Below are 22,539 nucleotides of genomic sequence, written 5' to 3' on the forward strand. Positions count from 1 at the left end.
CACCCGTCCGTGGCCGCCCGGTTGCCGCCCGATCGAGCCCGTGTGGTGATGACCCGGGAAGGGCCGGACAGGAACCGTCGAGACGTGGGCGGGGCCCTCGCGGGCGCGGTGCGAGCTGATGGAGGACAGGGATGGCGAGGCGACCGGCCGGGGCGGCTCCGGCTGCGGGAGGGCGGAGCGGCATCCTGAAGGTCGTAGCCGCGTCGGCCGTCGTCCTCGCCGCGCCGTCACTGCTCGCGTTGTGCCTGGTCAGCGCAGAACAGCTGCTGGTGCCGCGGAACATGCCCTTCGGCGTGGCCGGCCCTCCCCCGGGAGGCGAAGGTCCCACCGACGCCACCGGGGCCGCAGACGTGTCGGTCCCGATCGGAGCCGTGCCGTGAGGCCGGTTCGCCCACGTTTCTGTGAATATGTTCCCCACACGAGCCACACGGATCTTGACGACGGACGGAGGGCAGGACGGCGCGTACCAACCGCGAGCGGCTCATCAGAACGCTGACCTTCTGGCTCCGTCCCGCGTTCGTCCTGCGCGTCGTCAACCGGTTCCAGAAGATCGCGGGCTTCGATCGCGCGATGGCTCTGGCCTCCGGTGCGCTGACCGCGCTGATCCCGCTGGCGGTGCTGAGCGGTGCGGTCTTCGGCGGAGAGTCCGCGGACCGGATCATCCAACGCTACGGGCTCACCGGCGGAGGCGCCGAGGCCGTCCGGGCGGTGTTCTCCGCCGAATCCACGAGCGTCGGCGTCGGCTTCTTCGAGACGGTGTTCCTGGCGATCTCGGTGCTGAGCTTCTCCCGGACGATGCAGCGGCTGTTCGAGCAGACCTGGGAACTCAAGCCGCTCGGGGTGCGCAACACGCGCTACGGCCTGTGGTGGATCTGCGTACTCAGCCTCTACACCGGGGTCATCGGATGGCTGTACGTGGTTCTGGGCGGCGGACGCCTGGGGCTGGCGGCCGCGGTGTGCGAGGTACCGGTGACCACGGCCTTCCTCACCTGGAGCGGCCGGATCCTCTCCGCGAAACGGCTCACCGGGGCGGCCCTGCTCCCGTTCGCGGTCTCCGCGGCCGTCCTGACCGCGGTCTATTCGGTGGTCGCGACCGTCTATCTGCCGCGCGTTTTCAATTCCTACGCCTCGCGGTACGGCGCGGCCGGCGCCGTCTTCGGAATGGCCTCGGCCCTGTTCGGCGCCATGCTCGTCCTCGTCGTGGCAGCGGGCCTGGGCCGCGAGGTACGGGACGAACTCCTCCGCATCCGGCAGGGCCGGCGCCCGTCCGAGGACGAGGTCGGCCGCGAGTGGGACAGCATCGTCGAACAGACCCGGTCGCGCTGGCGCAAGGTGAGGGATCGGCCCGCCAAGGAGTCGCCGTAGGGCCAGGACCGGCGAAGCCATCCGGAACCGGCACGGAAAGTGACCGGCGGCCAAACCCACATCACGGACCACACGCCCGGTCAGTCCTCGATCAGGGCCAGTTGCTTGTTGATCTCCTTCGGGTTGGTGTCGCCCGCGACCCTCTGCAGGAAGGGGGTGTGGTCGAACACGAGGTCGCGCAGTGGCCGGAGCAGGGCCGGGGTGTGGTGGAACACCTTGCCGAGCATCCAGGCCTGCTGGACCTGGCGGGCGGTGTGCGGCTTGCGCGGGCTTTCGTACGCCTGCAGGGCGGCGCGGACGGCGGTCAGGTCGGTGAGGTCGACTCCGCGCAGCACCTTGCCGAGGAAGTAGCCGTCCTCGATCGACATGCCCGCGCCATAGGCGGCGTAGGGCGAGGTCGGGTGGGCGGCGTCTCCGACCAGGGTGGCCCGCCCCTTGCTCCACTGCTTCAGCCGCGGCCGGTCGCGCAGCACCCAGCGCTGCACATGTGCGGGGTCGGTCGCCTCGATCAGCCCGGGAAGCGGAGCGGGGAATCCGGTGGCGAGCAGAGCGGCGGCGGCTCTGAGGTCGGCCGGCGCGGGGGCGTCCGGGTCGGTGGCGGCGAGCATCCACCACTGGTGGCCGCCGCGACCCCTGTGCCTGATCGAGGTCCAACTGCCCTGCACCGTCGCGCTGTGGGTGAGGACCGACATATTCGGCCGGGTGCCGGGGACGTCGGTCAGTGTGAAGCCGCCGAAGACGTGCAGGCGGTGTTCCCGCTTGGGGGCGTCGCCCCACAGCGTGCGGCGGACCAGCGAGTCGATGCCGTCGGCGCCCACGAGCAGATCGTGTTCGGCGGTGTGGCCGTCGGCGAAGTGCAGGGTCACCGCTCGGTCGTCCTGCCGGATGCGGTCGACACGCTGGTTGAACCGCAGCATGTCCTGGGGGATGGCGGCGAGCATCCGCTCGTACAGCTCCGGTCGCAGCAGGCCGATGAAGCCGCCGCCGTAATCCCGCTTGACCTCCGCGTCGAGCTTGACATGGACGCGGACCTTGCCGTGGAGATTGCGGAACTCGGTGTCCGTGGGGGCGCCGAGGTCGGTGGTGTCCACCCCCAGCGAGCGCAGCGCCTTCAGCGGCGGCGGCCAGAGATTGAGGATGTTCCCGGCCGGCCGGGCCTCCCGGTAGCGCTCGTAGACGACGACATCGTGGCCGGCCTGCGCGATGCCGAGCGCGGCGGCCATGCCTGCGGGACCGGCACCGAGAACGGCTACCCGACCGGGCCGGGCTGGAGTGGAGGACATGCGACACCTTCCGAGTCCACGAAAAAACAGTAGCGCCCACTACTGTTAGTCGGGAACCGTAGCGGGCGCTACAGTTTTGTCAAGACGTCAGGCAGTCGAGCCGGGGAGGACGGGGTCGTGGCAGAGACCGCTGCCGCCGATGACTTTGAGATCCGGCCGCCGAAACAGCGCCGCAGCCGCGAGGCGTGGAACCGGGTACTCGACACCGGGGTGGAGCTCCTGGAGGACGGCGGCTACGAGGCGTTCACCATCGCGGCCGTGTGCGATCGCGCGGGAGTCGCCCCTCCCGCCATCTACGCCCGTACGAGCACGAAGGACGCCCTCTTCCTGGCCGTCTACGAGCACGGCATCGCGCGCCTGCGCGCCGAGCAGGAGGTCTTCACCGACGGAGACCACTGGGCCGGACTGGAGCCGGACGCGCTCGTCCGCTCAGCGGTAGCGGAGATGATCGGCATCTCGCTCCGCCACGCACGGTTCCTCCGGTCCGTCGTCCTCACCTCGGCCGCACACCCAGAGGTCCAGCGGCGCGGCTCCCGTCACAGCCGAGAGCTCGGAGAGGGGTTCGCGACGGTCCTGCGCCCCCTGGCGGGCAGGATCACGCACGCCGACCCGGAGGCCGCCATCTGGTCCAGCTTCGAAACCCTCTTTGCCGCCTCGATGATCCGGGTCGCATACGGCCCCGGATTCGCCACGCCCGTTCCGGTCGACGACCATCGGTTCGTCGTCGACCTGGGGGAAACGGCGGTGCGTTACCTGCTGGGTGGCGAATGCGCCCGCGCTGGTACCTCGCTGCCGGCATCCCGTAGTTAGGAAACTGCGACGGAAACCGGACGGACAACGTCGAAGGGCCCCACCGCGAACGGTGGGGCCCTTCGACATCGTGCCCGGTGAGGCACTGGCGGAGGATACGAGATTCGAACTCGTGAGGGGTTGCCCCCAACACGCTTTCCAAATGTTCGTCTGGGGGTACAGGGGTGTGCGGGAGCGTTCTGACCTGCGGTGCGGCTGTGGCGGGTGGGGCTCCTGAACGGTGCTGTACGGAGGTGAATGCAACCAGAACTGCAACCATCGCCGGCCTATTTGCCGCTCTCCGGGCCGTACCACTGGAGAGCCTGGCCGGTCACCCCCGCGATGCAGGCGAAGTCGTGGTCGCGGTGCAGGAGGGTGAGCCCTTGCAGCTCGGCCGTCGCGGCGACGACGAGATCCACCGCACCCGCACTGCGATGCTTTCCCTGTTTGGTGAGTGCTTCCTGGACCTGCCAGGCGCGGTCGTAGGCGCGGTCGTCGACGGGAACCCAACCGAAGATCAGGCGCATGTCCTCGATGCCGCGCGCCCTGTCGGCGGCCGACCGGGCGCTGTAGAAGAACTCAAGCTCGGTGATCGGGCAGGTGGCGATGAGCCCGGCGGCTGCCGCCTGGTCCCAGCCGTACTGCTCCGCATCCTCGCGCATGAACCGAGCGAGTGCGCTGGTGTCGATCAGGAACTGGGCCGCGTTCACCGGCGGTAGTTCCCCTTGTTCTCGAACAGCTCCAGATCGAATGCGCCGTCCCCGGCCGCGGCCCGCAGCCGGGCGAGAGCCAGAGCGCGACGCCGGCTCTCCAGCACCTCACGAAGAGCGGTGTTGACTGTCTCCTTCTTGGTGCTCGTCCCGAGGGCTTTAGCCACGTCCGCGACCAGGTCGTCGTCCAGGTCGATAACCGTCCGACTCACGAGCGCCTCCCAGATATCAAATGTGGGGCTAAGTATATCTTGCAAGGTGCCCTCAAGGTGTGCACCCGGGCACCCGGCCTTGGCAGTCGAGTCCTATGCGGGCATCACGCCATGGATGCGGGAGAGAGTGAAGACGCGTTCCGCCTCGCGCAGGTGGCACCAGGCGTCGAGGTAGGGCGGGTCGAGTTCCAGGTCGCTGAGGGTCCGTACGGTCCGGTTGCCCGAGGTGGCGATGTACTCGACCCGTGATGGCCGCACCGGTGTCGATGGCATGGGCGATCTGGCGGACGTCGCTGTACGACAGGTGCTTCGCGTATCCGGCGACGATCTCCTCGGTGTCCGTGGCGAAAGGCACCCCGCTGCCGAACGGGTCGGGTTCTGGTGCGGTTGGCGGGGCCTTGAGCAGCCGGTCCGCCAGGACGCTCATCCCGGCGTCGGCGGGCATGTCCGCGGCGTGGGCTGCGGTGGTCCGGGGGCCGCGCCGTCCGACGTTCCTTCGCGGGGGCGGGACGGCAGCGGCGGCCCTCTGCGGCAGGTGCTTTTCGATGCGTACCGTTCCCCCGGCGGTCTCGGCGACTGGAGCGTAGCCCGCGGCACGGAGCGTGGCGAGAGTCGTCGCGGGTGGGCTGCCGCTGACCAGGACCGTGGGGGCGAGCTGCCGCAGGGCGAGCTTGGACAGTGCGCGGTGGGCGGCGAGTTCGGCCAGGAGCGCGGGTTCGTCGCCGTGGATGACACAGGCCGCGGGGGCGATGCGCACCCGTCCATGACCTCGCGCGGTGTCGGCGATGAGATAGGTCAGCGGCTGTGGCAGGGCCGTGGCGGAGCTACCGGCCAGGTCGGCTGCGATGTCGTCGGGGGCGCGGCCGGCGTCCAGGGCCCGGCGGATACTGCTGGCACTGAAGCGCCATACCGACGCCGTGCCACTGGTCTCCCGGTCGGCCATCGAATCCAGTAGCGCCGAGAGTCGCGCGGACGGGGTGCCGGTGACGACGGCGGTGAGGTCGGCGCCGATCCGGGCCGTCGTGGTCGCGGGGGGCAGCAGCCGCCGGGCCGTGATGTCGAGCTCTTCGTCGGTGTGGGCGGCCAGGTGGGCACCGAGTGGGGACAGCACACCCCGTGCCAGCACGCCCAGCAGTTCGCCTTCGCGGATCACGGTGTTGAACGGTGCCGTGTCCTCGGGCGAGGCGTCGTCGGCGAGCGGACGGTGCCAGGCCACGAGCGGCCCCAGCTCCGAAGCGACCTTCACACCCTGTCCTGCCGGGAGCCCCGCCGCCGCGGTGAGCAGCCCGTGGCGGGCTTGCAGACAGCCGCCGCAGGCAGGCGCACCGGCGAGCGCCGGAAGCGCCTTGTTGTCTTCGTCGCGCGCCCGGGTGGGGGTGAGCGGTAGGTCCCGCCATGCCCGGAGCAGTACGGCGAGTTGTTCTGCGGGCTCCTGCTCGGCCCAGGTGTCGTACGCCTCGGTGGGAGGTACGCGATCACCGTCGCGGGCCAGCAGCCCGGCGGCGTACGCGGTCTCCAGGGCGATGCGTACGACGGCGTCGTCCGCTTGGGCGGCCCTGCCGAGCCGGGCCAGTTCCCGCGCGCCGATCCCGCCCGACTTCAGCCGGGCCGGTGGGGCGGTCGCGCACGCCGAAAGGACGGAGGCTGCCTGGGCCGCGAACGCGGTGGCGGCCACCGCGGTCTCCCGCTCCACCTCCGCCGAGGTGATGGGCACCAACTGTGGGACGGGCGGCAGAGGTTCGAACGGAGCGTGCCAATCGGGTCCCCGCAGAGCCAAGGCCACCTCGACCGGCATCCGGACGGGCCCGTACTGGTGACGGTCCTGGAGCAAAAGCCCGCGGTCGAGTGCCCAACGGCCGCCTGGTGGGAGGTCGCGGTCAGGAGCCCCGAACACGACGAACAGTGACTGACGCGGCGTGGACCTGGCGCTCTGCTCGAGCAACTTTCGTGTGGCCGCCGGTGCCCCCGCCACCAGCGCGGCGACCCGCTCCGCGTTACTGTGATGCTCCACCAGGGCCGCGAGTCGCTGCTGCTTGGTGCCGGGTGGCTTGATACCCAGGACCGCCAGCATGCCGCGCAGTTCCTCCGAGGTGGTGCCGGCAAGCAGCTCCTCCAGCGTGGCGTCAAGTCCCAGGGGCGTGCTCCACGCCTGCCGCAAGGGCGTTGACATGCGGAGTGCCTCGTTGCCGTCGTGCCACACGAGCGCCCGATCCGACAGCGCCTCCAGGGTCGCGTCCAGCGCGTGCACCGCCGCAGGGGATGTCGAGCCGAGCAACTCCGCGAGGCTGTCGCGGGTCGCTCGTGCTCCCAGGGCTGCCAGCGCCTCGGCGGCCTGCAAGCACGGCAGCGTGAGTTGCGGCAGGGCGAGTGCCACGGACCCCGGACGTTGGAGACGGTCCGCCAGTTCCCCCAGCGAACGTGGTTCCGGAGAGGAGGCCGCGTCCTTCCGCATGGCGAGTACGCGTGCCAGGCGGGAACGGTCGAGTTCGCTCAGCCAGGTCGCGAGCGTCGATCGGGACTTCATGAGGGTGCACCTCGACAGACAGGAAACGTCACAGGCGGGCCGAAGCCGCTTCGGCGCCAACGCCAAGGATGGCGCAGTTCCATGATCCGCGGATGTCGTACGAAGACAGAGCCCGCGGCGCCCCCCCCGACGGGCCCAGCCCGACGAGACGAGCCGACGGCAGGAGAAGATCCGGCCACCCGCTCGCCGAAATATCCTTAATGAGATGATGTAAATGCAACCAAAACTGCAACCAGTGCACGAGGAAAAGCCGAGCCGCGATTGCGGCTCGGCTCCTCGTTTCGCCTGTTCAGGCGGCTGCGGAGGATACGAGATTCGAACTCGTGAGGGGTTGCCCCCAACACGCTTTCCAACTGTGGTGGTGGGGTGGAGGCCGTGGTGCGGGGGCGTTCACCTGCGTTCATGGGCGGTTGGACCGCGAGACGAACCCGGCGTGCGGTCCTCGCTGAACGGTCGTGAACGGGGCTGAATGAGACGGAAACTGAGACGGCAACGCGTCCCTCTACGGGCACGACAGGGCGTGGGGCAGGTCGCAGACGTCGTCGCGCATGTGCAGTCTGCGGAGGTCCTGGACCAGTGCGACTGGGTAGGGATGCATGGCCCACTTGGCGAGATAGCCGGCCTCGTCGTGCTCCTTGAGCACAGTGTGGGCCGCAGCCAAAACAGCGTGAGCGAATGCGGGACGCGGATGGGTCGACTGCCACATCACCGTGCCGTCGGAGTCCGGAAGGTCGGGGCTGACGGCGACGTCGGGGAACTTGTAAATGGTCACGTTGATCGCGTCATCCGTTTTGCGGAGTACCCAGCGAAGCTCTTGGGGCTCGGCGTCGAAGAAGAACCGGGCTGAACGCTTCTGCCCGTACAGCCCGCCTGTGCCTGCTACGAGGTCCGCCAACGCGTCAGTGCAGTAACTGGCGATCATCGATGCTGTCTGAGAGCCATCAGCTAGGTGGCATCGGGCCCAACCGTGGCCCACCAGTTCCCACTTCAGCTGAAGAGCACCCTCTGACCCCTGATCCCTTGACACCGGCCCAGGCTACCGGCAGCGGTTGGCCATGAGCTTGGGAAGCTTGGGTTTCTTGGCGGCGGTTGCTGCGCTGACCTGGGGTGGAGTGACGTTGGGGCCCTGGCCGCACCCGGGGGCCAGTCCCTGCTGCTCCCCGTGGTTCCCCGCGATCTGGCACGCATCTGGCACAAGGTCACGTCCGTGCGGCCGGGCGTCGCTGGATGTTGGCCTGAGCGTTGGGCTCGACTTCTGAGTGTGTAGCTTCACGCCATGCCCTTCGCCTTCATGCTCGCTTTCGGCATCCTCGGTGCGCTTACTGCTCTGCTGGCTGTGATCAACACCGTGCAGGTCTTCCTTGGCTGCCAGCTCGTCAAGCCTTCGGCGAGCAGACGCTCCCCTCGACAGCTTCGGGCCGAGTCGGCCGCTGCTGCTGTAGTCATGTCCGGTGCTTCCTTGACGGCTTTCGGCGTTCTGGTGGGTGGCCTGTGGCCTGCGGCGGGTGTACTCGTGCTGCTGCCCGGGTGGATTGCTCTTGCGGTGGTTCGCAGGCAGTTCGCTGCTCAGTCGGAGCGGATGAAGCTGTCATAGGCGTGAGGTGGGTGGCCCCTTGATGACCGGGCGGATCGGCACTGCCGCCGTCCATCGATCGAGGACGGCGGCAGTGCCGGGCACAGGCTTTGAGGTCTGGCCTCATCCTTATCAGGTCGGTCACAGGGGGTTGGGGACGTTGGTCAACAAGCCGTGGTGCTCGGGTGACCGTTCGCTGCGGTTCAGGGCTGATCGCCGCCGTCCGGTGCTGTTGGTGTCAGGCGGTGGTGTCAGCTATCGGCAACGGACTTGACAGGTCCGCCACCAACCCTCACAAGCCGCAGAGCAGCCCTCACGTCAGAGCTGACCCGGGGACCCGTTTGCACATCAGCCGACGACAGTCAGCCACGATGGCGGGTGCGCCGTCAGACCCCGCACGCGTGTGCCTCGCTTCACCCCCACCGACCTCAGCCACGCTACTCGTGGCGTCGATCAGAGGAAGCCACGACGGCCCGATCCGTGCGCAATGGCGCTTGAGCCCTTGGTTTGTAAGGCGGCGTCTCGTGGCCCGGGGTGAGCTGTTGACGGGTGGCTATAGGTGCTAGTGCTCCTGTTGATCGCCAATCGATGCCCCGGTCTCCCCATTGGGTCTAGCACGCTTCTGGCAAGGGCCTACCTCCCGAAGCGATTCGGTCCGCGCCCGTTCCGCACGGTCAGGCCAAGAATCAGCGGCATTCGGCCCCTGAAGGCACCCTGCGTGCTCTATTCTCATGTGAGCTCACGTGATCCATTTTAGGCATCATTGAAGGAGGGGATACCAATGAGCTCTTTTCTGGAATCATTCTCAAGCCACTGGCGAATGAAGAAAGATGAACTCTCACGAGCGCTCAAAGAGTGTCTAGTTGTGATCGATTCCAGTGTTCTGCTGGATCTTTATCGCGTCACACCGACCGCCAGAGATGAAATGATCAAAAGCCTACTCACCGTGGAGGAAAACCTCTGGGTGCCACATCAAGTTGCACTTGAGTTTCATCGAAACAGGATTGAAGCGGCACGCGATCAACTTGCTTTTTATGATGAGACGTGCAAGTCGCTAGAGACTGCACAGAATCAAGCGCTTCAAAGACTAAACGAGTTCGCAAAGCGATCAGCTCTCGACGACAAGGAAAAGAGTAAGCTCAAAGAGCCGCTTGAAAATGCTTTTCGCGTAGCTATCGAACGAGTCAAAACCCATCAAGGAGTATTCGACCTAACGATCAGTAAAGTTCTAAACGATGACCCCGTACTGAAGGCACTGGCGAAGCTTTTCGATGGAAAGGTTGGTATGCCCCTCCCTAAAGAGGCATACGTCAAGGCGCAAGCCGAAGCTGCCCGCAGGCGGGATGATCGGATACCTCCAGGATACAAAGATAGGGCAAAAAGGACTAATCCCGACGGGGATTACCTATGGTGGGAACAAACTCTCATCAAAGCGGCGGAAGTTGGTAAATCTGTTCTCATTGTCTCCAACGACGAGAAGGAAGACTGGATAAATAAACGCCTCGACTTCCCCCTAGGGCCGCGTGAGGAGTTGGTTGAGGAAATGCGGCAGCGTGCGGATGCATCCTTGCGGATCGTTAATTTCGCCACCTTCCTGGAGGCAGTCAGGCTGGGTGCCGCAGTATCAGTGAGCCGTGAAACCCTATCTCAAGCTAATATTGCTAGACGGCAGGGCGAGGAGCAGGCCAATATTCTTCGATTGAGCTCTGCCATCGTTGACGAGTATGAGGCGTTCCTTCTCCGCGTGATTGAGAGGAGAGAGAATGAACTCAGAGGCAAGATCGCGGAAAGAGCCGAGAGTCCTGACGACTCAGAAGCGAAAGAAGTGCTGGATAATCGAATTTCATCAAATCAATACGCGATCGACATGTACAGAATTCAGCTATATAAACTGCGAGAGGCTGTCGAGGGAGCTGCCCGTCTGGGTGGTGACCTTATTTTGCATGTCGAGAACAAGGCTTTGCGGCGTTCGCTTCTTGACCGCTCATACAAGGCAAGGAAGGAGGGTTCAGCATCGTGAGGTCGGCGGAGCGGCCTTGGGTGGGAACTGCTTTGGCGCGACCGCGAAGATCATGGCCCCGTAAGTTTCCGGCGCCTCGGGAAGTCTGTGGACCTGCCCGGTAAAGCACGACGTTGGCGCCATGATCTGCGAGGCTCGCGCCAAAGTGGCTCCGTAACTGCCTGTTCTCTATCCGCTCGCACGGTCGGACAGGTTCGAACGGGACCCTGGTTCGGGTGAGTTGTCCGGGGTGAGTGCATGAAGGAAGGGCCTCTTGGTAGCTCGCGGATGTCGAGTCCAGCGAGAAGCAAGAGGCCCTGTTGTCGAAGTGTCGCGTGGTCGTGGTGGCCGAGTCCAGTTCGTCCACTCGTGGGTGTGACTGCCTCGCCCACAGGTTCGGGAACGCGGTCGACCGGCCGCAGCGCCGGCCCCGATACGGCTCGGACATGAGCGATGCCGAGTGGGCCGTGGTGAGGGACCTGCTGCCGGTTCCGGGCTGGCTTTCGGGCCGCGGCGGGCGTCCGGAGGGCTACTGCCACCGGCAGATGATCGACGCAGTGCGCTATCTCGTCGACAACGGCATCAAGTGGCGGGCGATGCCCGCGGACTTCCCGCCCTGGCCGCGCGTCTATGCCTTCTTCGCCCGCTGGCGGGACACGGGACTGGTAACCGAGCTGCACGACCGGCTGCGGGAAGCCGTCCGCGCCGGTGAAGGCCGCAGCGCCGAGCCGAGCGCGGGGGTCGTGGACTCGCAGTCGGTGAAGGCGGACGCCACCGTCACCTTCGGCTCACGGGGCTTCGACGCGGGCAAGAAGATCAACGGTCGCAAGCGGCACCTGCTCACCGACACGCTCGGACTTCTCCTGGCCGTGCTGGTCACACCGGCGTCCGTGACCGACCGGGACGGCGCCCGGTCCCTTCTGCCAGCGGCGGCCGGCCGCTTCCGGCGGCTGGCGCGGGTCTGGGCCGACGGCGGCTACACCGGCCACCTCACCGACTGGACCAGTCAGCATTTCGGGCTCGTCCTCGACATCGTCCGCCGCAGCGAGGATGTCCGCGGGTTCCAGCCACTGCCCCGCCGCTGGGTCGTCGAACGGTCCTTCGCCTGGTTTCTGCGCAGCCGCCGCCTGGTCCGGGACTACGAACGACGCACCGACACGAGCGAAGCCGTCATCCGCTGGTCGATGATCGCCCTCATGAACCGCCGCCTGGCCGCACAGCCTCATCAGTGCGCTGTTCTGCCGGCAGGGTGAACCTCCCGGGCTTTGTCTCCACCAGCCAGCCCCGTTCCACCAGCCTCTTCAACCGTGCTCTCGCGCCCTCGACGCGTGAGGCCGAGGCACTGTCCCAGCCGAGCACCACGGCCGCCCGCCGGGCACCCAGCCCGTCACCCCCGGCCTCGGCCGCGGCTGCCATCACCGCCTGGTAGTCCACCGACAGGTCTTCGACCCCGGCCGCGTTCTGTCGATGCGGCACCGCACGGCGCGGGCCCACCGGCTTCCTCGGCGACGGGCCAACGACCGTCTCGGCCGGCTGCTCCTCGGCGAGCGCTTCCAGATACTGCTCGAGGCCGATCGTCCGAAGCCTGAGAGCCTCCTCGGCATCCGCCACCCCCACGCCGACTCGATCAGCAACGAGTCGAGACTCCCGCCACAGCCGCAATCTCATGCCTGACCAGCAGAATCCGCACACGGCATTCGGAAAGCGAACGACCTCTAAAGCCGTGGAGCCGGCTGCCCCAGCCACGACGTACCCGCCTCTGGCGGCAAGCGGCTGATTGCTGTAGCGCGCGGCACGGTCGCCGGCCGGGCTGGAGCGGGACGGAGGCAGGAGCGCAGGCCCGGCCGGGGGCCGGGCCGCGCGCGGGGAGCGGAGCGAGCCGCCTTGAACCCTTGGAGAAAGTTTGAATCATGGTCGTGGCGGTTGGTGATGATCACTGCGGCTGACGGGTCCGGCTCCGGTTGCCTCGTGGTGTAGAACCCTGGTTATGGGGAGTGCGCGGCAAGATCGGATGAAGGCGCTGGGGGCGCGTCTTCGTGGGCTCCGGGCTGAGGCCGGTCTGACTGGTGCTGTGCTGGCTCAGCGGGCCGGTGTCGGCCAACCGACCGTGTCGAAGGTGGAGACAGGCCGGATGGTCCCCAGCGCTGACGTCCTGGATCGCCTGTCTCGTGCTCTCGGCCTCGATGAGTCGACCACTCGGGAAGTCCGTGACCTCCTGGGCGCCGTGGAAGCCGCGCCGCACGCTGTCGAGACTCCTGGTACTGAGGCACCCGTCGCGACGACCCTCGACGGGGTGGTGCGGTCGGCTCGGCTGATCCGTTCCTTTCAGTGCGTCGTCCTACCGGCCATGCTCCAGAGCGCCGAGTACGCCCGGCACGTCTTCGACAGTGCGCCAGCCTCCACTCCTGAGGGTGTCGGTCGTGCGGTTGCTGCCCGTGTGGAGCGGCAGAGTCTCTTGTACGAGCCTGGGCGCGAGTCGGTGTTCGTGCTGACCGAGGGTGTATTGCGCACCTGGCCCGGGAGTCCTGCGCTGATGCTCGCCCAGCTTGACCGGCTCCTGGCCGTAGAGAGTCTGAGCACGGTCCGACTCGGCGTCATCCCCTGGCGTCAAGCTGTACCCGTCATGCCTCGTCATGGGTTCACCCTGTCTGACACGGGTGCGGTCGTCGTCGAGACCTTCCGCGGTGAGCGTGTGCTGGACGACTCCGCGGAAGTCGCCGCGTACGAGGAGACGTTCAGCCGCTTCGAGGAAGCCGCGACCTTCGGGTCTGACGTGCGGGAACTCCTTCTCCAAGTGATGAAAGACTTCCGGGACCTGGACCGCTCCGCCACTCGTTAGAGGAATAATTCCTCAAGATGCCTGGCTCGCTGGTTCCACCTAGGAATACTCTGCTGACTGCATTGTCTAGCCCCCTAGACGTAGAGGGAGTGTTCCGCATGCCCAAAGAGTGGTCCCGCATCTTCCCCGGCCAAGTCTGGCAAGTCGCCGAAGCCCGTCACTTCGTCGCCGCCCTGCTGGAGGGTGAGCTATCAAGCCTCGTCGAGGATGCTGTCCTGGTCGTCGGAGAGCTGGCGGCCAACGCCGTACGGCACACGCGGAGCGGCTGGTACCGCGGATGGTTCCTGGTGATCGTCGGCTTCACCGATGACGTCGTGCGGATTCAGGTCGTTGACCAGGGCGGCGACGAGGAGCCCATGGTGCGGAGTGTGAACGCTCCGCTGGACCAGGGCGGGCGTGGGCTGTTGCTCGTCTCGGCCTGCGCGAAAGACTGGGGCGTGAAGGATCGGCCCGCCGGCGGGCGCTGCATCTGGGCGGACCTGGCGCGGGTGGGCGCGTGATGGTGGCTCGTGCTTGCTTTGCGGGCGGCAGAGGGTGAGCCCCAAGGGCGTGCCTCGGCGCAGGGCTGGGTTCTATGTGGTTGGCGTCCGATCGGGACGGCGTCTCGCGCCCGTTCTGTCTAGGGCCCTAGACTCCTGGGTACTGCTAGGAGGTGAAGTCATGTCGGACGAGTTGCAGCGCATCATGGCTATCGAAGATCCGTACCTGCTCCTGAGGGAGGTCACGACCCGTTTGGCCGATGCCCAGCAGGAGGTGACCGAACTCGCCCGGCTTCGTCGCCGAGTGGTTCAGGACCTCCATGCTCAAGGGCTGTCGTACGCGCAGATCGCCACGAAGGCCGGTCTGAGCCGTGGGCGAATTCACCAGATCCGCCACACCGGACCGGCGCCGGAAGGTGCCTTCTTCGGGCGTGGGGCGGTCGTCATCGCGACTCCACTGCGGCGGGACGACGAACGCGGGCGCACGGTCGTCGCTGTGGATGACGTCAGCTCCGGCAAGGGCCTGGAAGACCTCGCGCGGTCCTACGGTCTTGATGTCACCTCTGAGCACGTGCCGGTGAGCGGTGAGATCGACCTCAACCGTGAAGGCCTGGTCGTCGTCTGCGGCCCGCGCATGTCTCAGCAGATGTGGGACACGTACGCCCAGGATCCGGTACTGCACTGGGAGCAGGCGGAAGACGGACCCTGGACCCTCGCCGACCGGCGAACCGGCACCGTGTACCGGTCCGGACAGGACAGCTATCCGGCCCGCCCGTACGACGTTGGCTATGTCGGCAGGCTGCTCCGGCCCGATGGCAAGGGCTCGCTGCTTGCCCTCGCAGGTATCCACACGCAAGGTTCCCTCGGTGTGGTGCAGCTGCTCGCTTCTGACCTGAACGCCTTGTGGGGACAGGTGGGCGAGCATCGCTTCTCCACCCTGGTCGGCGTCGAGTACGACCCGGAGACCAGCGAACCGCGGTCCGTCGAACTGCTCACCCCCCTCTACCGGCACGACGAGGGGTCGGCGGCGTGAGGGTCACCCTCGCCTCTCTGCCCGCCGAACCGGGCCGAGAGAACGAGGACTTCGCCGCCGCCGCTCCTGGCGCTGCTGTGCTCCTGGACGGCGCGGGCGTGGCCGGCGGGGAAACCGGGTGCGCGCACGGCGTCGCCTGGTTCTCCTCCACACTGGGCGGGCTGCTGCTGAGCGCCATCACGATGAATGCCGCCCGCCCCCTGTCTGAGTGCCTGGCCGACTCGATCCGCGCTGTCCGTTCCCTGCACGAGGACGGTTGCGACCTGGTCCACCGGGCCAGTCCGACCAGCACGGTCATCGCCGTACGCGCCCGGACCGGAGCCTTGGAATACCTCGTCCTCGGGGACTCGTCCCTCCTGCTGGCCGGCAAGGGGGGACAGGCAACCGCCGTCACTGATCAGCGGCTGGACGAGGTCGGCAAGCGGCTGCGCGGATCGGTTGACGCGTTGCCCACGGGCTCACCCGAACATGCCGCCGCCCTGGCCGAGTACCGCGACGCCCTGACGGAGCTCCGCAACCGGCCGGGCGGCTTCTGGATCGCAGGGCCCGACCCGCGAGCTGCCGAACATGCCCTCACTGGGACGGCGCCTCTCGCCTCGCTGGCCTCCGTGACGCTGCTGAGCGACGGGGCAAGCCGGCTCGTCGACCGCTTCGAACTCACCACCTGGCGAGAAGTATTGGCGGTCGTCGACTCTTTCGGCCCCGCTCAGTTGATCCGCCGTGTGCGAGAAGCGGAGGCCGGTGACCCCGAGGGGCAGCGCTGGCCGCGCGGCAAAGCCCGGGATGACGCCACCGTCCTTCACTGGGCTCTGCCGTAGCTCCGGCCCGCCGTCTGAGACTCGCTCGTATACCCCCCTAGACAGTTGATGGGGTGTCGGTTTACTGTGGTCGTCAACCCCCCTAGACAGTTAGGGCGGGCCGCTCCCTGTGCTGTCTAGGGGGGTATCCAGTCCGAGCGGGGCCCAGCAGGGCACTGCCAACCAGTGAGGTTCAAGAAATGCGTGTCATCCCCGTAGACGTCTCGGCCGCAACGCTGCTCGTCACCAAGCTGCCGGAGGTCAAGGTGAAGGACCGTCAGACCGGTGAGGTTGCCATCGACCCGGCGACGAACCAGCGGCTCATGGTCCTGGAGCTGGTGTTTATCGCGCAGGGCGGTTCGGACATGATCAAGGTCACCGTTCCCGAGGCCGGTATCGGTGAGGGCCTGGTGATGGGCGCCCCGGTCATCCTTTCCGGCCTCGTCGCCCGCCCCTGGGAGAGCGAGTTCGGCGGCCGGATGCGTCACGGCATCGCCTACCGGGCGGACGCGGTCATGGTCAACGCCCCGGCACCGGTGAGGGGCTGACCGCAGTGACCGACACCGTATGGACACTGACGCTGTGCCTGTTGGCACTCGTTGCGCTGCTGGTGCTGCGCCGGCGTATGCCGGTCGCGTTCTGGTGGCTCGTCGGGTATCCGCTGGTCGCGCTGCGGGTGGTCACCACCTACCGGGCCACCATGGACGCCTGCGGCCTGACGGTCCCGGCCTCCGCCGTCCGTCGGGCCACCGCCCGCCTGGTCGGACGGGAAGCCGCCCCCGTTCCGCCTCGGCGGACCATCCCGCGGCCGACCGGGTCCGGACTCGTCATGCGGCTGCGTATGGCGGCCGGGCAGGCACCGGAGGACTTCATCGCCTCCGCCGACCGGTTGCGGCACGCATGGGCCGCTCACGCCGTCCACATCCGCCCGACCAAGCCCGGATGGCTCGAACTGCGGCTGATCGGCTGGGACGTGCTCGCGGACGTACGGCGTCCTCTGCGGCGGCCAAAGGGCGGGGGCCTGCTCACTCTGCCGCTGGCGTTGCGGGATGACGGGCGCTGGCACGTGCGGGATTTCCGCGCCGTGCCGCATGAACTCATCCTCGGCGCCACGCAGTCCGGCAAGTCCGTATACCTGCGCAACCTGCTCTGCGGACTTGCCCGGCAACCCGTCGTGCTCGTCGGAATCGACTGCAAATGGGGTGTCGAACTCGCCCCGTTCGCACCCCGGCTGTCGGCGCTTGCCGACACCCCGGACCGGGCGAACGAACTCCTTGACGTCCTGCTGGAAGAAATGGAGGCGCGGTTCCGGCTGATCGGGCTCAGCTCCGCCGTCGGGCCGGACACCGTCCTCACCTCGGACGTGTGGGGCCTGCCCGAGAAGGTACGACCGGTGCCGGTCGTGGTCGTCGTCGACGAGGTGGCGGAACTCTTCCTCGCCGCAAGCCGCGACGACGAGAAGCGACGCGACTCCATGGTCACCAAGCTGATCCGCATCGCCCAGCTCGGCCGCGCGGCCGGCATCTATTTGGAAGTGTGTGGCCAGCGCTTCGGCTCCGAACTCGGCAAGGGCGCCACCATGCTTCGCGCCCAGCTCACCGGCCGTATCTGCCACCGCGTGAACGACGAATCGTCGGCGAACATGGCGCTCGCCGACATCTCCCCGGAAGCGGCCCTCGCCGCAACCGCCATCCCTGCCGAACGCCCCGGCGTCGCCATCGTGGGCGACTCCTCCGGCGGCTGGTCCCGTGCACGCTCCCCGCACCTCACCCTCGATGAAGCCGCGGCCGTCTGCCGCGCCACCTCCGCCCTCGTGCCGGAGCTTCCGCGCCTCGACGCCTTCCGGCCCGCCGTCGCCGTCGAGCCCGCCGGAACGATGTCCCCCATCACCCCCGCGCCGACCGTGCGCCCGGTGACCGAGTAGCCACCTCCCTTTCCCACGGTTGGCGTGACCGCCTCGCGCCAAGTCCCTACCCCGCCCATGCCCGAAACCGGAAGGACGCCCCATGTCCCGGCCCGCTATCGCCGAGGTCAGCGCGCTCATCGCCGACTTGGCCGCGCTCCGTCAGAACCGCACCCCTGGCGAGTTCGCCGCGCTCATGGCCCGTAAGGCCGACCTGCTGGAGCGCATTGCCACCCACACACCCGGCGACGCCGAGGCCGCCGAGGTGGCTCGTCTCGCCCGTGAGCGCGCTGACTCCCTCAAGTCCGCCGACTGATCACGCTGGAAGGAGCCGAGCCGATGCGTGCCCACCTCGCCCGCGTGGACGCCGTGATCGTCCAAGCCGTCATCGCGGGTGCCCTCTCCTTCTCCCACCTTCACGACTTGGCGGAGGCGGCCGGACAGGGCGGCTGGAAAGCGTGGGCCTACCCCGTCAGCGTTGACCTGCTGCTGGTCGCCGCATGGCGCCGAATGCGCGAACAGCAACGCGCTGGACGTCCCGCCGGGGGCCCGCGGCTTTGGTTCCTGGTCGCACTGGCCGCCTCCCTCGGCGCCAACGTCGCCACCGCCGGCCTCCTCGACCTGGACCACGTTCCCGCATGGCTCCGCGTCGTGGTGGCCGGCTGGCCCGCCGTCGCCTTCTTCGGCGGAACGCTGCTGGCACACGGGCCTCGCACCTCGGAGGAACCAGCGGCCTCCGTGACGCCGGAGACAGAACCCGCACCGCCTTCGACCCCCGTCGCGGTCGACCCGCCCCGCCGTGACGAACTCCCAGCACCCACCCCGGCTTCGGCGGCTGACGAACCCCCGACCGACCTTGTGACCGCCGCTCCGGCGCCCACTTCGGCGCCTGTTCCAGCCATCGCTCTGCCGCCCGCCCTCGTCGACCGCGTTCAGGCCCTCGCCGCCGAACACCGCGCCGCGACGGGCCAACCGGCCGACGCCGACGCCGTACGCGCCCGGCTCGGCCTGCCCCCGGCCATGACGCCTTCCGTCGCCGCCCACCTCTGAGAAAGGACCGCCTGCATGACTCCGCGCTTCCGCAACGTCCGCCGCTTTGGTCCCGTACAGGTCGCCTCGTTCCTTGCCCGTGGCCGTAACCGCCACCTCGCCGCCTGCACCGCGCCCCGCTGCGACTTCTCCGCTGAGTACGACAGCCGCGCCGCTGCCGAACTCGCCGCCCGCACCCACCGCTGCAAGGCCTGAGAAGGAGATTCACCGCCATGGACGTCCCCCTCTGGTTCGCCGTGCTCGTCGTCGCCGTCCTCGGCATCCAGCTCGCCCGGCCGCCGTGGTGGCTCGTCGCCCTGCTGCTCCTCGGCGGCTACCTCGTGGCGAACAGCGTCCTCGCCCCCGCCGTCGCCACGCTCCTCGACTGACCGCCCGCAGAAGGGATCACCGACGTGTTCACCCCGAAGTACCCGCCGCAGGACACCGCTCCGGTCCCCACCTCTCCGGCCCCGACCGTCTACAACCGGGCGCCCTACAACCCCACCCCCACCCCGGCTGCGTCCGCCCCGGTGTCCAACCGGCCCACGGTTCAGCTCACCCCCGGCAGCACCTTGACACTCGTCGCCGGGGGCGGCGCCCTGGTCCTGGTCGTGGGCACGGTCCTGGTCTCCATGCTCCTCGCGGTCGCTGTCACCGCCGCCTCCGTGGCGGTCTGCGCGGTCGTCATCCGCTCGGTCCTCAAGAGCGACCGCCGCTGATCTCCTCTACGCCATGGCCCCGACTTGCCCATGATGTCTAGCCCCCTGGACAAGTCGGGTGTCCGCCCCGAACTCTCCTCCAAGGAGGAACCCGCACATGCGCCCCGAGGCTCCCACCGGAGCCGTCCGCCAGCTGGCGGCCCTTGCCCTGCACGGCGACCTGAGCACCTACGCACACCAGATCCAGCGACTTGGCGGCTGCGAGCGGCCCGTACGGATGGAGGGGCACCGCCTGGACGTCCACGCCGCGACCGGCGAGATCGTCCGCGAACTCGTCGACCGCGACCTTCCAGCCGGTCAGCTCCTCATTCGTTGCAACAACCGCCGCGCGACCAGGTGCGCCGCCTGCGCCGAGGTCTACCGCAAAGACACCTACCACCTCATCACTGCCGGTCTGAGCGGCGGCAAGGGAATCGGCCCGGCCGTCGCCGGACACCCCCGCGTCTTCGCCACCTTCACCGCCCCCTCCTTCGGCCCCGTCCACAACCGCCCTGGCGGTGGCCGCTGCCGTTGCGGACGCACCCACCCTGACGGCGACCCCGCCCTCGGCACCCCTCTGAACCCGGACCGCTACGACTACCGCGCCGCCGTGCTCTGGAACGCGCACGCCGGTGCCCTGTGGGCCCGGTTCGCCACCTACCTGCGCCAACAGCTCGCGTCCCGCGCGGGCATCGGCCGCTCGGAGCTGCGCGACTGTCTGAAGGTGTCCTACGCCAAGGTTGCCGAGTATCAGCGGCGTGGCGCGGTGCACTTCCATGCGGTGATCCGGCTCGACGGCCCGGACGGTGCCGAGGACACCCCGCCTGCGTGGGCTACGACCGAACTCCTCACCGACGCCATCCGCTCGGCGGCCCGCCTCGCCGAGACGCCCGGCCCGCTCCTCGACGGCCGCACCTACACCTTCCGCTTCGGCGAACAGCTCGACATCCGCCCCATCCGCTCGGCCGACTTCGCCGGCACCACAGACCTGACCAGCCGCGCCGTCGCCGCCTACATCGCCAAGTACGCCACGAAGGGCGCAGAAAGCGCGACCGGCACTCTCGACCGCCCCATCCGCAACCCCATCACCGACCTCATTGGCACCGACGTCACCAAGCACGCCCGACAGATGATCCTCACCTGCTGGCACCTCGGCGCCCTCCCTGAACTCGAAAACCTGCGCCTGCGCAAGTGGGCTCACATGCTCGGCTTCCGCGGCCACTTCTCGACCAAGTCCCGCGCGTACTCCGTCACCCTCGGCGCCCTCCGCCAGGAACGCGCCGACCACAACGAAGCACTCACCCGCGAACGCGCCGCCGCAGTCGGTCACCCGCTGCCCGACCCGGACACCGTCCTCGTCCTCTCGCACTGGCGCTTCGCCGGTACCGGCCTGACTGCCGCAGAAACCTGGCTGGCCACCTCACGACGGCCCGACGCATCCGAAACGGAAGGAGAGCCCACCCATGGCTGACCCCTTCGACCCTTCCTTGGCCCTCCTGACCGTGGAGGAAGCTGCTCGCCGACTTCGTATCGGGCGCACGACGTGCTTCCGCCTCGTCCTCGCCGGAGAGATCGAGTCCGTCACGGTCGGGCGGCTCCGCCGAGTCCCTGCCGAAGCCGTACCCGCCTACGTGGCCAAGCTCCGCCACCGACCCGCCCACGCGGCCTGAGAGGGACGACATGGCAGAGCAGAAGCGCACCCGCCAGCCCAACGGGGCCTCGACCGTCTACCTCGGTAAAGACGGCAAGTGGCACGGACGAGTGACCGTCGGCGTCCGTGATGACGGCAAGCCGGACCGCCGCCACATCGAGCGCAAGACCAAGGCCGAGGTGACGAAGGCCGTCCGTGAAATGGAGCGGGCGCGGGACGACAAGAAGCTCAGGAAGCCGGGGCAGAGCTGGACGCTCCAAGCCTGGCTTGAGCACTGGGTCGAGAACATCGCCAAGCCGTACGTCTCGGAGAACACGTACGACGGGTACGAGGTCGACGTCCGCGTTCACCTCGTCCCCGGCTTGGGAGCTCACAAGCTTGACCGCCTGGAGCCCGAGCACCTCGAAGCCTTCTACCGGAAGATGCAGGCGTCCGGGAGCTCCGCCGGCACCGCCCACCACGCCCACCGGACGATCCGGGTCGCCCTCGGTGAGGCCATGCGACGCGGGCATGTCGTGACGAACGCGGCCGAGATCGCCAAGGCTCCGCGGCTCGAAGAGGAGGACATCGAGCCGTACACGATCGAGGAGGTACAGAGCCTCCTCGTCGAGGCGGCCAAGCTCCGCAACAGCGCCCGCTGGGTCGTCGCCCTGGCGCTCGGTCTCCGGCAAGGGGAGGCGCTCGGGCTCCACTGGGAAGACGTCGACCTGACCGCCGGGTACGTCCGTATCCGTAAGAACCGGCTGCGTCCGAAGTACGCGCACGGCTGCGAGAGCGACCCCTGCGGCCGTAAGGCGGGCTACTGCCCGAAGCGACAGCAGACCCGCCGCGAGCACAAGTCCACCAAGTCCCGCGCGGGACGGCGAACCATCGGCCTGCCTGATCCACTGATCAAGATTCTCCGCCAGCACCAGGAAGCCCAGGAGCGGGAGCGGATCGCGGCTGGCAGCGACTGGGAGGGCAAGGGGTACGTCTTCGCCTCGCCGGTCGGCGGACCACTGAGCCCAAACACCGACTTCCATGTCTGGAAGCGGCTTCTCCGTGACGCTGGCGTCCGCAACGGCCGTCTCCATGACGCTCGCCACACCGCCGCGACCGTCCTGCTGATCCTCGGCGTCCCAGACGTCGTGATCGACTCGATCATGGGTTGGGAGCCTGGGGGAGCGGCTCGGATGCGCGCTCGGTACATGCACGTGACGGGGACCATGCTCCGGAAAGTCGCGCAGCAAGTCGGCGACGCTCTTTGGGAGCTCCCGGAAACAGACTCAAAGACGAACTGAGACGGAAACTGAGACGGACAACGTCGAAGGGCCCCACCGCGAACGGTGGGGCCCTTCGACATCGTGCCCGGTGAGGCACTGGCGGAGGATACGAGATTCGAACTCGTGAGGGGTTGCCCCCAACACGCTTTCCAAGCGTGCGCCCTAGGCCTCTAGGCGAATCCTCCGCTCGGAACATTACATGACCGAGAGGAGTGCTCGCGAACTCGTTCCCGGCCGTCGGCATCGGGTACTGTTTGGGCAGCCCCTCACGCGGCGCTATCTGACTGAACTCCCCCAGGGCCGGAAGGCAGCAAGGGTAGGTCGGCTCTGGCGGGTGCGTGGGGGGCGCTTGCGTGGTGCGGGGCGGTACCCGGGGCCGGTTGTCGGTGGGCG

At 68.1% G+C, this 22,539-nt stretch carries 25 protein-coding genes, 1 tRNA gene, 1 other RNA gene and 2 pseudogenes; 22 read left to right on the forward strand and 7 right to left on the reverse strand.

Annotated features, from left to right (window positions below; translation table 11 throughout):
- The first annotated feature begins 131 nt into the window (after window positions 1-131).
- Entirely contained in the window at window positions 132-380 is a 249-nt protein-coding gene (locus tag AQJ58_RS29435) for a hypothetical protein (RefSeq protein ID WP_067255605.1), read from the forward strand.
- Between the two features lie 190 nt (window positions 381-570).
- Complete coding sequence (locus AQJ58_RS29440; protein ID WP_067255607.1) at window positions 571-1,365, forward strand: hypothetical protein; 795 nt, start codon at window positions 571-573, stop codon at window positions 1,363-1,365.
- 80 nt (window positions 1,366-1,445) lie between these two features.
- Here the strand turns inward: AQJ58_RS29440 and AQJ58_RS29445 are convergent, their stop codons facing one another.
- Window positions 1,446-2,648 carry an FAD-dependent oxidoreductase gene (locus AQJ58_RS29445; protein WP_067255609.1) on the reverse strand — a complete coding sequence of 401 codons (1,203 nt, stop codon included), beginning with the start codon at window positions 2,646-2,648 and terminating at the stop codon, window positions 1,446-1,448.
- Between the two features lie 117 nt (window positions 2,649-2,765).
- Here AQJ58_RS29445 and AQJ58_RS29450 point away from each other — a divergent pair, with 117 nt between their 5' ends.
- The gene (locus AQJ58_RS29450) at window positions 2,766-3,458 is read left to right on the forward strand and encodes a TetR/AcrR family transcriptional regulator (RefSeq protein WP_079079316.1); all 693 of its coding nucleotides are present in this window, start codon (window positions 2,766-2,768) and stop codon (window positions 3,456-3,458) included.
- A 266-nt stretch (window positions 3,459-3,724) separates the two neighbouring features.
- Here AQJ58_RS29450 and AQJ58_RS29455 read toward each other — a convergent pair whose 3' ends face one another.
- The 4 genes and pseudogenes from AQJ58_RS29455 to AQJ58_RS29470 form a co-directional block, all read right to left on the reverse strand.
- Window positions 3,725-4,147 carry a PIN domain nuclease gene (locus tag AQJ58_RS29455; RefSeq protein ID WP_067255610.1) on the reverse strand — a complete coding sequence of 141 codons (423 nt, stop codon included), beginning with the start codon at window positions 4,145-4,147 and terminating at the stop codon, window positions 3,725-3,727.
- On the reverse strand, window positions 4,144-4,359 hold the full coding sequence (locus AQJ58_RS29460) for a type II toxin-antitoxin system VapB family antitoxin (protein ID WP_053752751.1): 216 nt from the start codon (window positions 4,357-4,359) through the stop codon (window positions 4,144-4,146). Before AQJ58_RS29460 ends, AQJ58_RS29455 begins: the two co-directional genes overlap by 4 nt.
- Window positions 4,360-4,452: 93 nt before the next feature.
- Window positions 4,453-6,883 (reverse strand): annotated as a pseudogene (locus AQJ58_RS29465) (helicase-associated domain-containing protein).
- A 502-nt stretch (window positions 6,884-7,385) separates the two neighbouring features.
- Window positions 7,386-7,805: a hypothetical protein gene (locus tag AQJ58_RS29470; RefSeq protein ID WP_234360333.1), complete on the reverse strand. Its 420-nt coding sequence runs from the start codon at window positions 7,803-7,805 to the stop codon at window positions 7,386-7,388.
- 354 nt (window positions 7,806-8,159) lie between these two features.
- On the opposite strand from AQJ58_RS29470, the gene AQJ58_RS29475 reads away from it, so the two are divergent.
- From AQJ58_RS29475 to AQJ58_RS29480, 3 genes are all read left to right on the forward strand, one after another.
- The gene (locus tag AQJ58_RS29475) at window positions 8,160-8,477 is read left to right on the forward strand and encodes a hypothetical protein (RefSeq protein WP_067255614.1); all 318 of its coding nucleotides are present in this window, start codon (window positions 8,160-8,162) and stop codon (window positions 8,475-8,477) included.
- Window positions 8,478-9,237: 760 nt separating this feature from the next.
- Window positions 9,238-10,476, forward strand: a complete 1,239-nt coding sequence (locus AQJ58_RS43540) for a PIN-like domain-containing protein (protein WP_159056351.1) — start codon at window positions 9,238-9,240, stop codon at window positions 10,474-10,476.
- A gap of 425 nt (window positions 10,477-10,901) precedes the next feature.
- Window positions 10,902-11,708 (forward strand): IS5 family transposase, encoded by an 807-nt coding sequence (locus tag AQJ58_RS29480; protein ID WP_107122187.1) that lies wholly within the window; start codon window positions 10,902-10,904, stop codon window positions 11,706-11,708.
- On the opposite strand, the gene AQJ58_RS41720 is transcribed toward AQJ58_RS29480, so the two are convergent.
- The gene (locus AQJ58_RS41720; protein ID WP_079079318.1) at window positions 11,650-12,123 is read right to left on the reverse strand and encodes a hypothetical protein; all 474 of its coding nucleotides are present in this window, start codon (window positions 12,121-12,123) and stop codon (window positions 11,650-11,652) included. The genes AQJ58_RS29480 and AQJ58_RS41720 overlap by 59 nt on opposite strands.
- 343 nt (window positions 12,124-12,466) lie before the next feature.
- Here AQJ58_RS41720 and AQJ58_RS46040 point away from each other — a divergent pair.
- The 15 genes and pseudogenes from AQJ58_RS46040 to AQJ58_RS29540 all read left to right on the forward strand — a co-directional run.
- Window positions 12,467-12,598 (forward strand): annotated as a pseudogene (locus AQJ58_RS46040) (helix-turn-helix domain-containing protein); the annotation flags it as partial.
- Between the two features lie 204 nt (window positions 12,599-12,802).
- Window positions 12,803-13,294: a DUF5753 domain-containing protein gene (locus AQJ58_RS46045; protein WP_420712191.1), complete on the forward strand. Its 492-nt coding sequence runs from the start codon at window positions 12,803-12,805 to the stop codon at window positions 13,292-13,294.
- Window positions 13,295-13,392: 98 nt separating this feature from the next.
- Window positions 13,393-13,794, forward strand: coding sequence for an ATP-binding protein (locus AQJ58_RS29490; protein WP_067255617.1), 402 nt, complete (start codon window positions 13,393-13,395; stop codon window positions 13,792-13,794).
- A gap of 160 nt (window positions 13,795-13,954) precedes the next feature.
- Window positions 13,955-14,806, forward strand: a complete 852-nt coding sequence (locus AQJ58_RS29495) for an RNA polymerase subunit sigma-24 (RefSeq protein ID WP_067255619.1) — start codon at window positions 13,955-13,957, stop codon at window positions 14,804-14,806.
- Window positions 14,803-15,624 (forward strand): integrase, encoded by an 822-nt coding sequence (locus AQJ58_RS29500; RefSeq protein WP_067255621.1) that lies wholly within the window; start codon window positions 14,803-14,805, stop codon window positions 15,622-15,624. The genes AQJ58_RS29495 and AQJ58_RS29500 overlap by 4 nt, the downstream gene beginning before the upstream one ends.
- Before the next feature lie 179 nt (window positions 15,625-15,803).
- Window positions 15,804-16,151: an SCO3933 family regulatory protein gene (locus AQJ58_RS29505; RefSeq protein ID WP_067255623.1), complete on the forward strand. Its 348-nt coding sequence runs from the start codon at window positions 15,804-15,806 to the stop codon at window positions 16,149-16,151.
- A gap of 5 nt (window positions 16,152-16,156) precedes the next feature.
- Window positions 16,157-17,527, forward strand: a complete 1,371-nt coding sequence (locus tag AQJ58_RS29510; protein WP_067255624.1) for an FtsK/SpoIIIE domain-containing protein — start codon at window positions 16,157-16,159, stop codon at window positions 17,525-17,527.
- An 82-nt stretch (window positions 17,528-17,609) separates the two neighbouring features.
- Window positions 17,610-17,822: a hypothetical protein gene (locus AQJ58_RS29515; protein WP_067255626.1), complete on the forward strand. Its 213-nt coding sequence runs from the start codon at window positions 17,610-17,612 to the stop codon at window positions 17,820-17,822.
- 23 nt (window positions 17,823-17,845) lie between these two features.
- A complete protein-coding gene (locus tag AQJ58_RS29520; RefSeq protein WP_067255628.1) occupies window positions 17,846-18,556 on the forward strand; it encodes a DUF2637 domain-containing protein in 711 nt (236 codons plus the stop codon).
- A gap of 15 nt (window positions 18,557-18,571) precedes the next feature.
- A complete protein-coding gene (locus AQJ58_RS41725) occupies window positions 18,572-18,751 on the forward strand; it encodes a mobile element transfer protein (protein ID WP_055633477.1) in 180 nt (59 codons plus the stop codon).
- Between the two features lie 17 nt (window positions 18,752-18,768).
- Window positions 18,769-18,924: a hypothetical protein gene (locus tag AQJ58_RS43995; RefSeq protein WP_167795700.1), complete on the forward strand. Its 156-nt coding sequence runs from the start codon at window positions 18,769-18,771 to the stop codon at window positions 18,922-18,924.
- Between the two features lie 24 nt (window positions 18,925-18,948).
- Entirely contained in the window at window positions 18,949-19,254 is a 306-nt protein-coding gene (locus AQJ58_RS29525) for a SpdD protein (protein ID WP_067255630.1), read from the forward strand.
- A gap of 97 nt (window positions 19,255-19,351) precedes the next feature.
- Window positions 19,352-20,704 carry a replication initiator gene (locus AQJ58_RS29530; protein ID WP_067255632.1) on the forward strand — a complete coding sequence of 451 codons (1,353 nt, stop codon included), beginning with the start codon at window positions 19,352-19,354 and terminating at the stop codon, window positions 20,702-20,704.
- The gene (locus AQJ58_RS29535; RefSeq protein ID WP_067255633.1) at window positions 20,697-20,903 is read left to right on the forward strand and encodes an excisionase family DNA-binding protein; all 207 of its coding nucleotides are present in this window, start codon (window positions 20,697-20,699) and stop codon (window positions 20,901-20,903) included. The genes AQJ58_RS29530 and AQJ58_RS29535 overlap by 8 nt, the downstream gene beginning before the upstream one ends.
- A 10-nt stretch (window positions 20,904-20,913) precedes the next feature.
- Entirely contained in the window at window positions 20,914-22,164 is a 1,251-nt protein-coding gene (locus AQJ58_RS29540) for a tyrosine-type recombinase/integrase (protein WP_067255635.1), read from the forward strand.
- 79 nt (window positions 22,165-22,243) lie between these two features.
- On the opposite strand, the gene AQJ58_RS29545 is transcribed toward AQJ58_RS29540, so the two are convergent.
- A tRNA-Ser gene (locus tag AQJ58_RS29545) sits at window positions 22,244-22,331 on the reverse strand.
- Window positions 22,332-22,403: 72 nt separating this feature from the next.
- On the opposite strand from AQJ58_RS29545, the gene ffs reads away from it, so the two are divergent.
- Window positions 22,404-22,502: signal recognition particle sRNA small type (gene ffs, locus AQJ58_RS29550), an RNA gene on the forward strand.
- Window positions 22,503-22,539: the final 37 nt, after the last annotated feature.

Source organism: Streptomyces sp. DSM 15324, from assembly GCF_001514285.1.
Classification (GTDB): domain Bacteria; phylum Actinomycetota; class Actinomycetes; order Streptomycetales; family Streptomycetaceae; genus Streptomyces.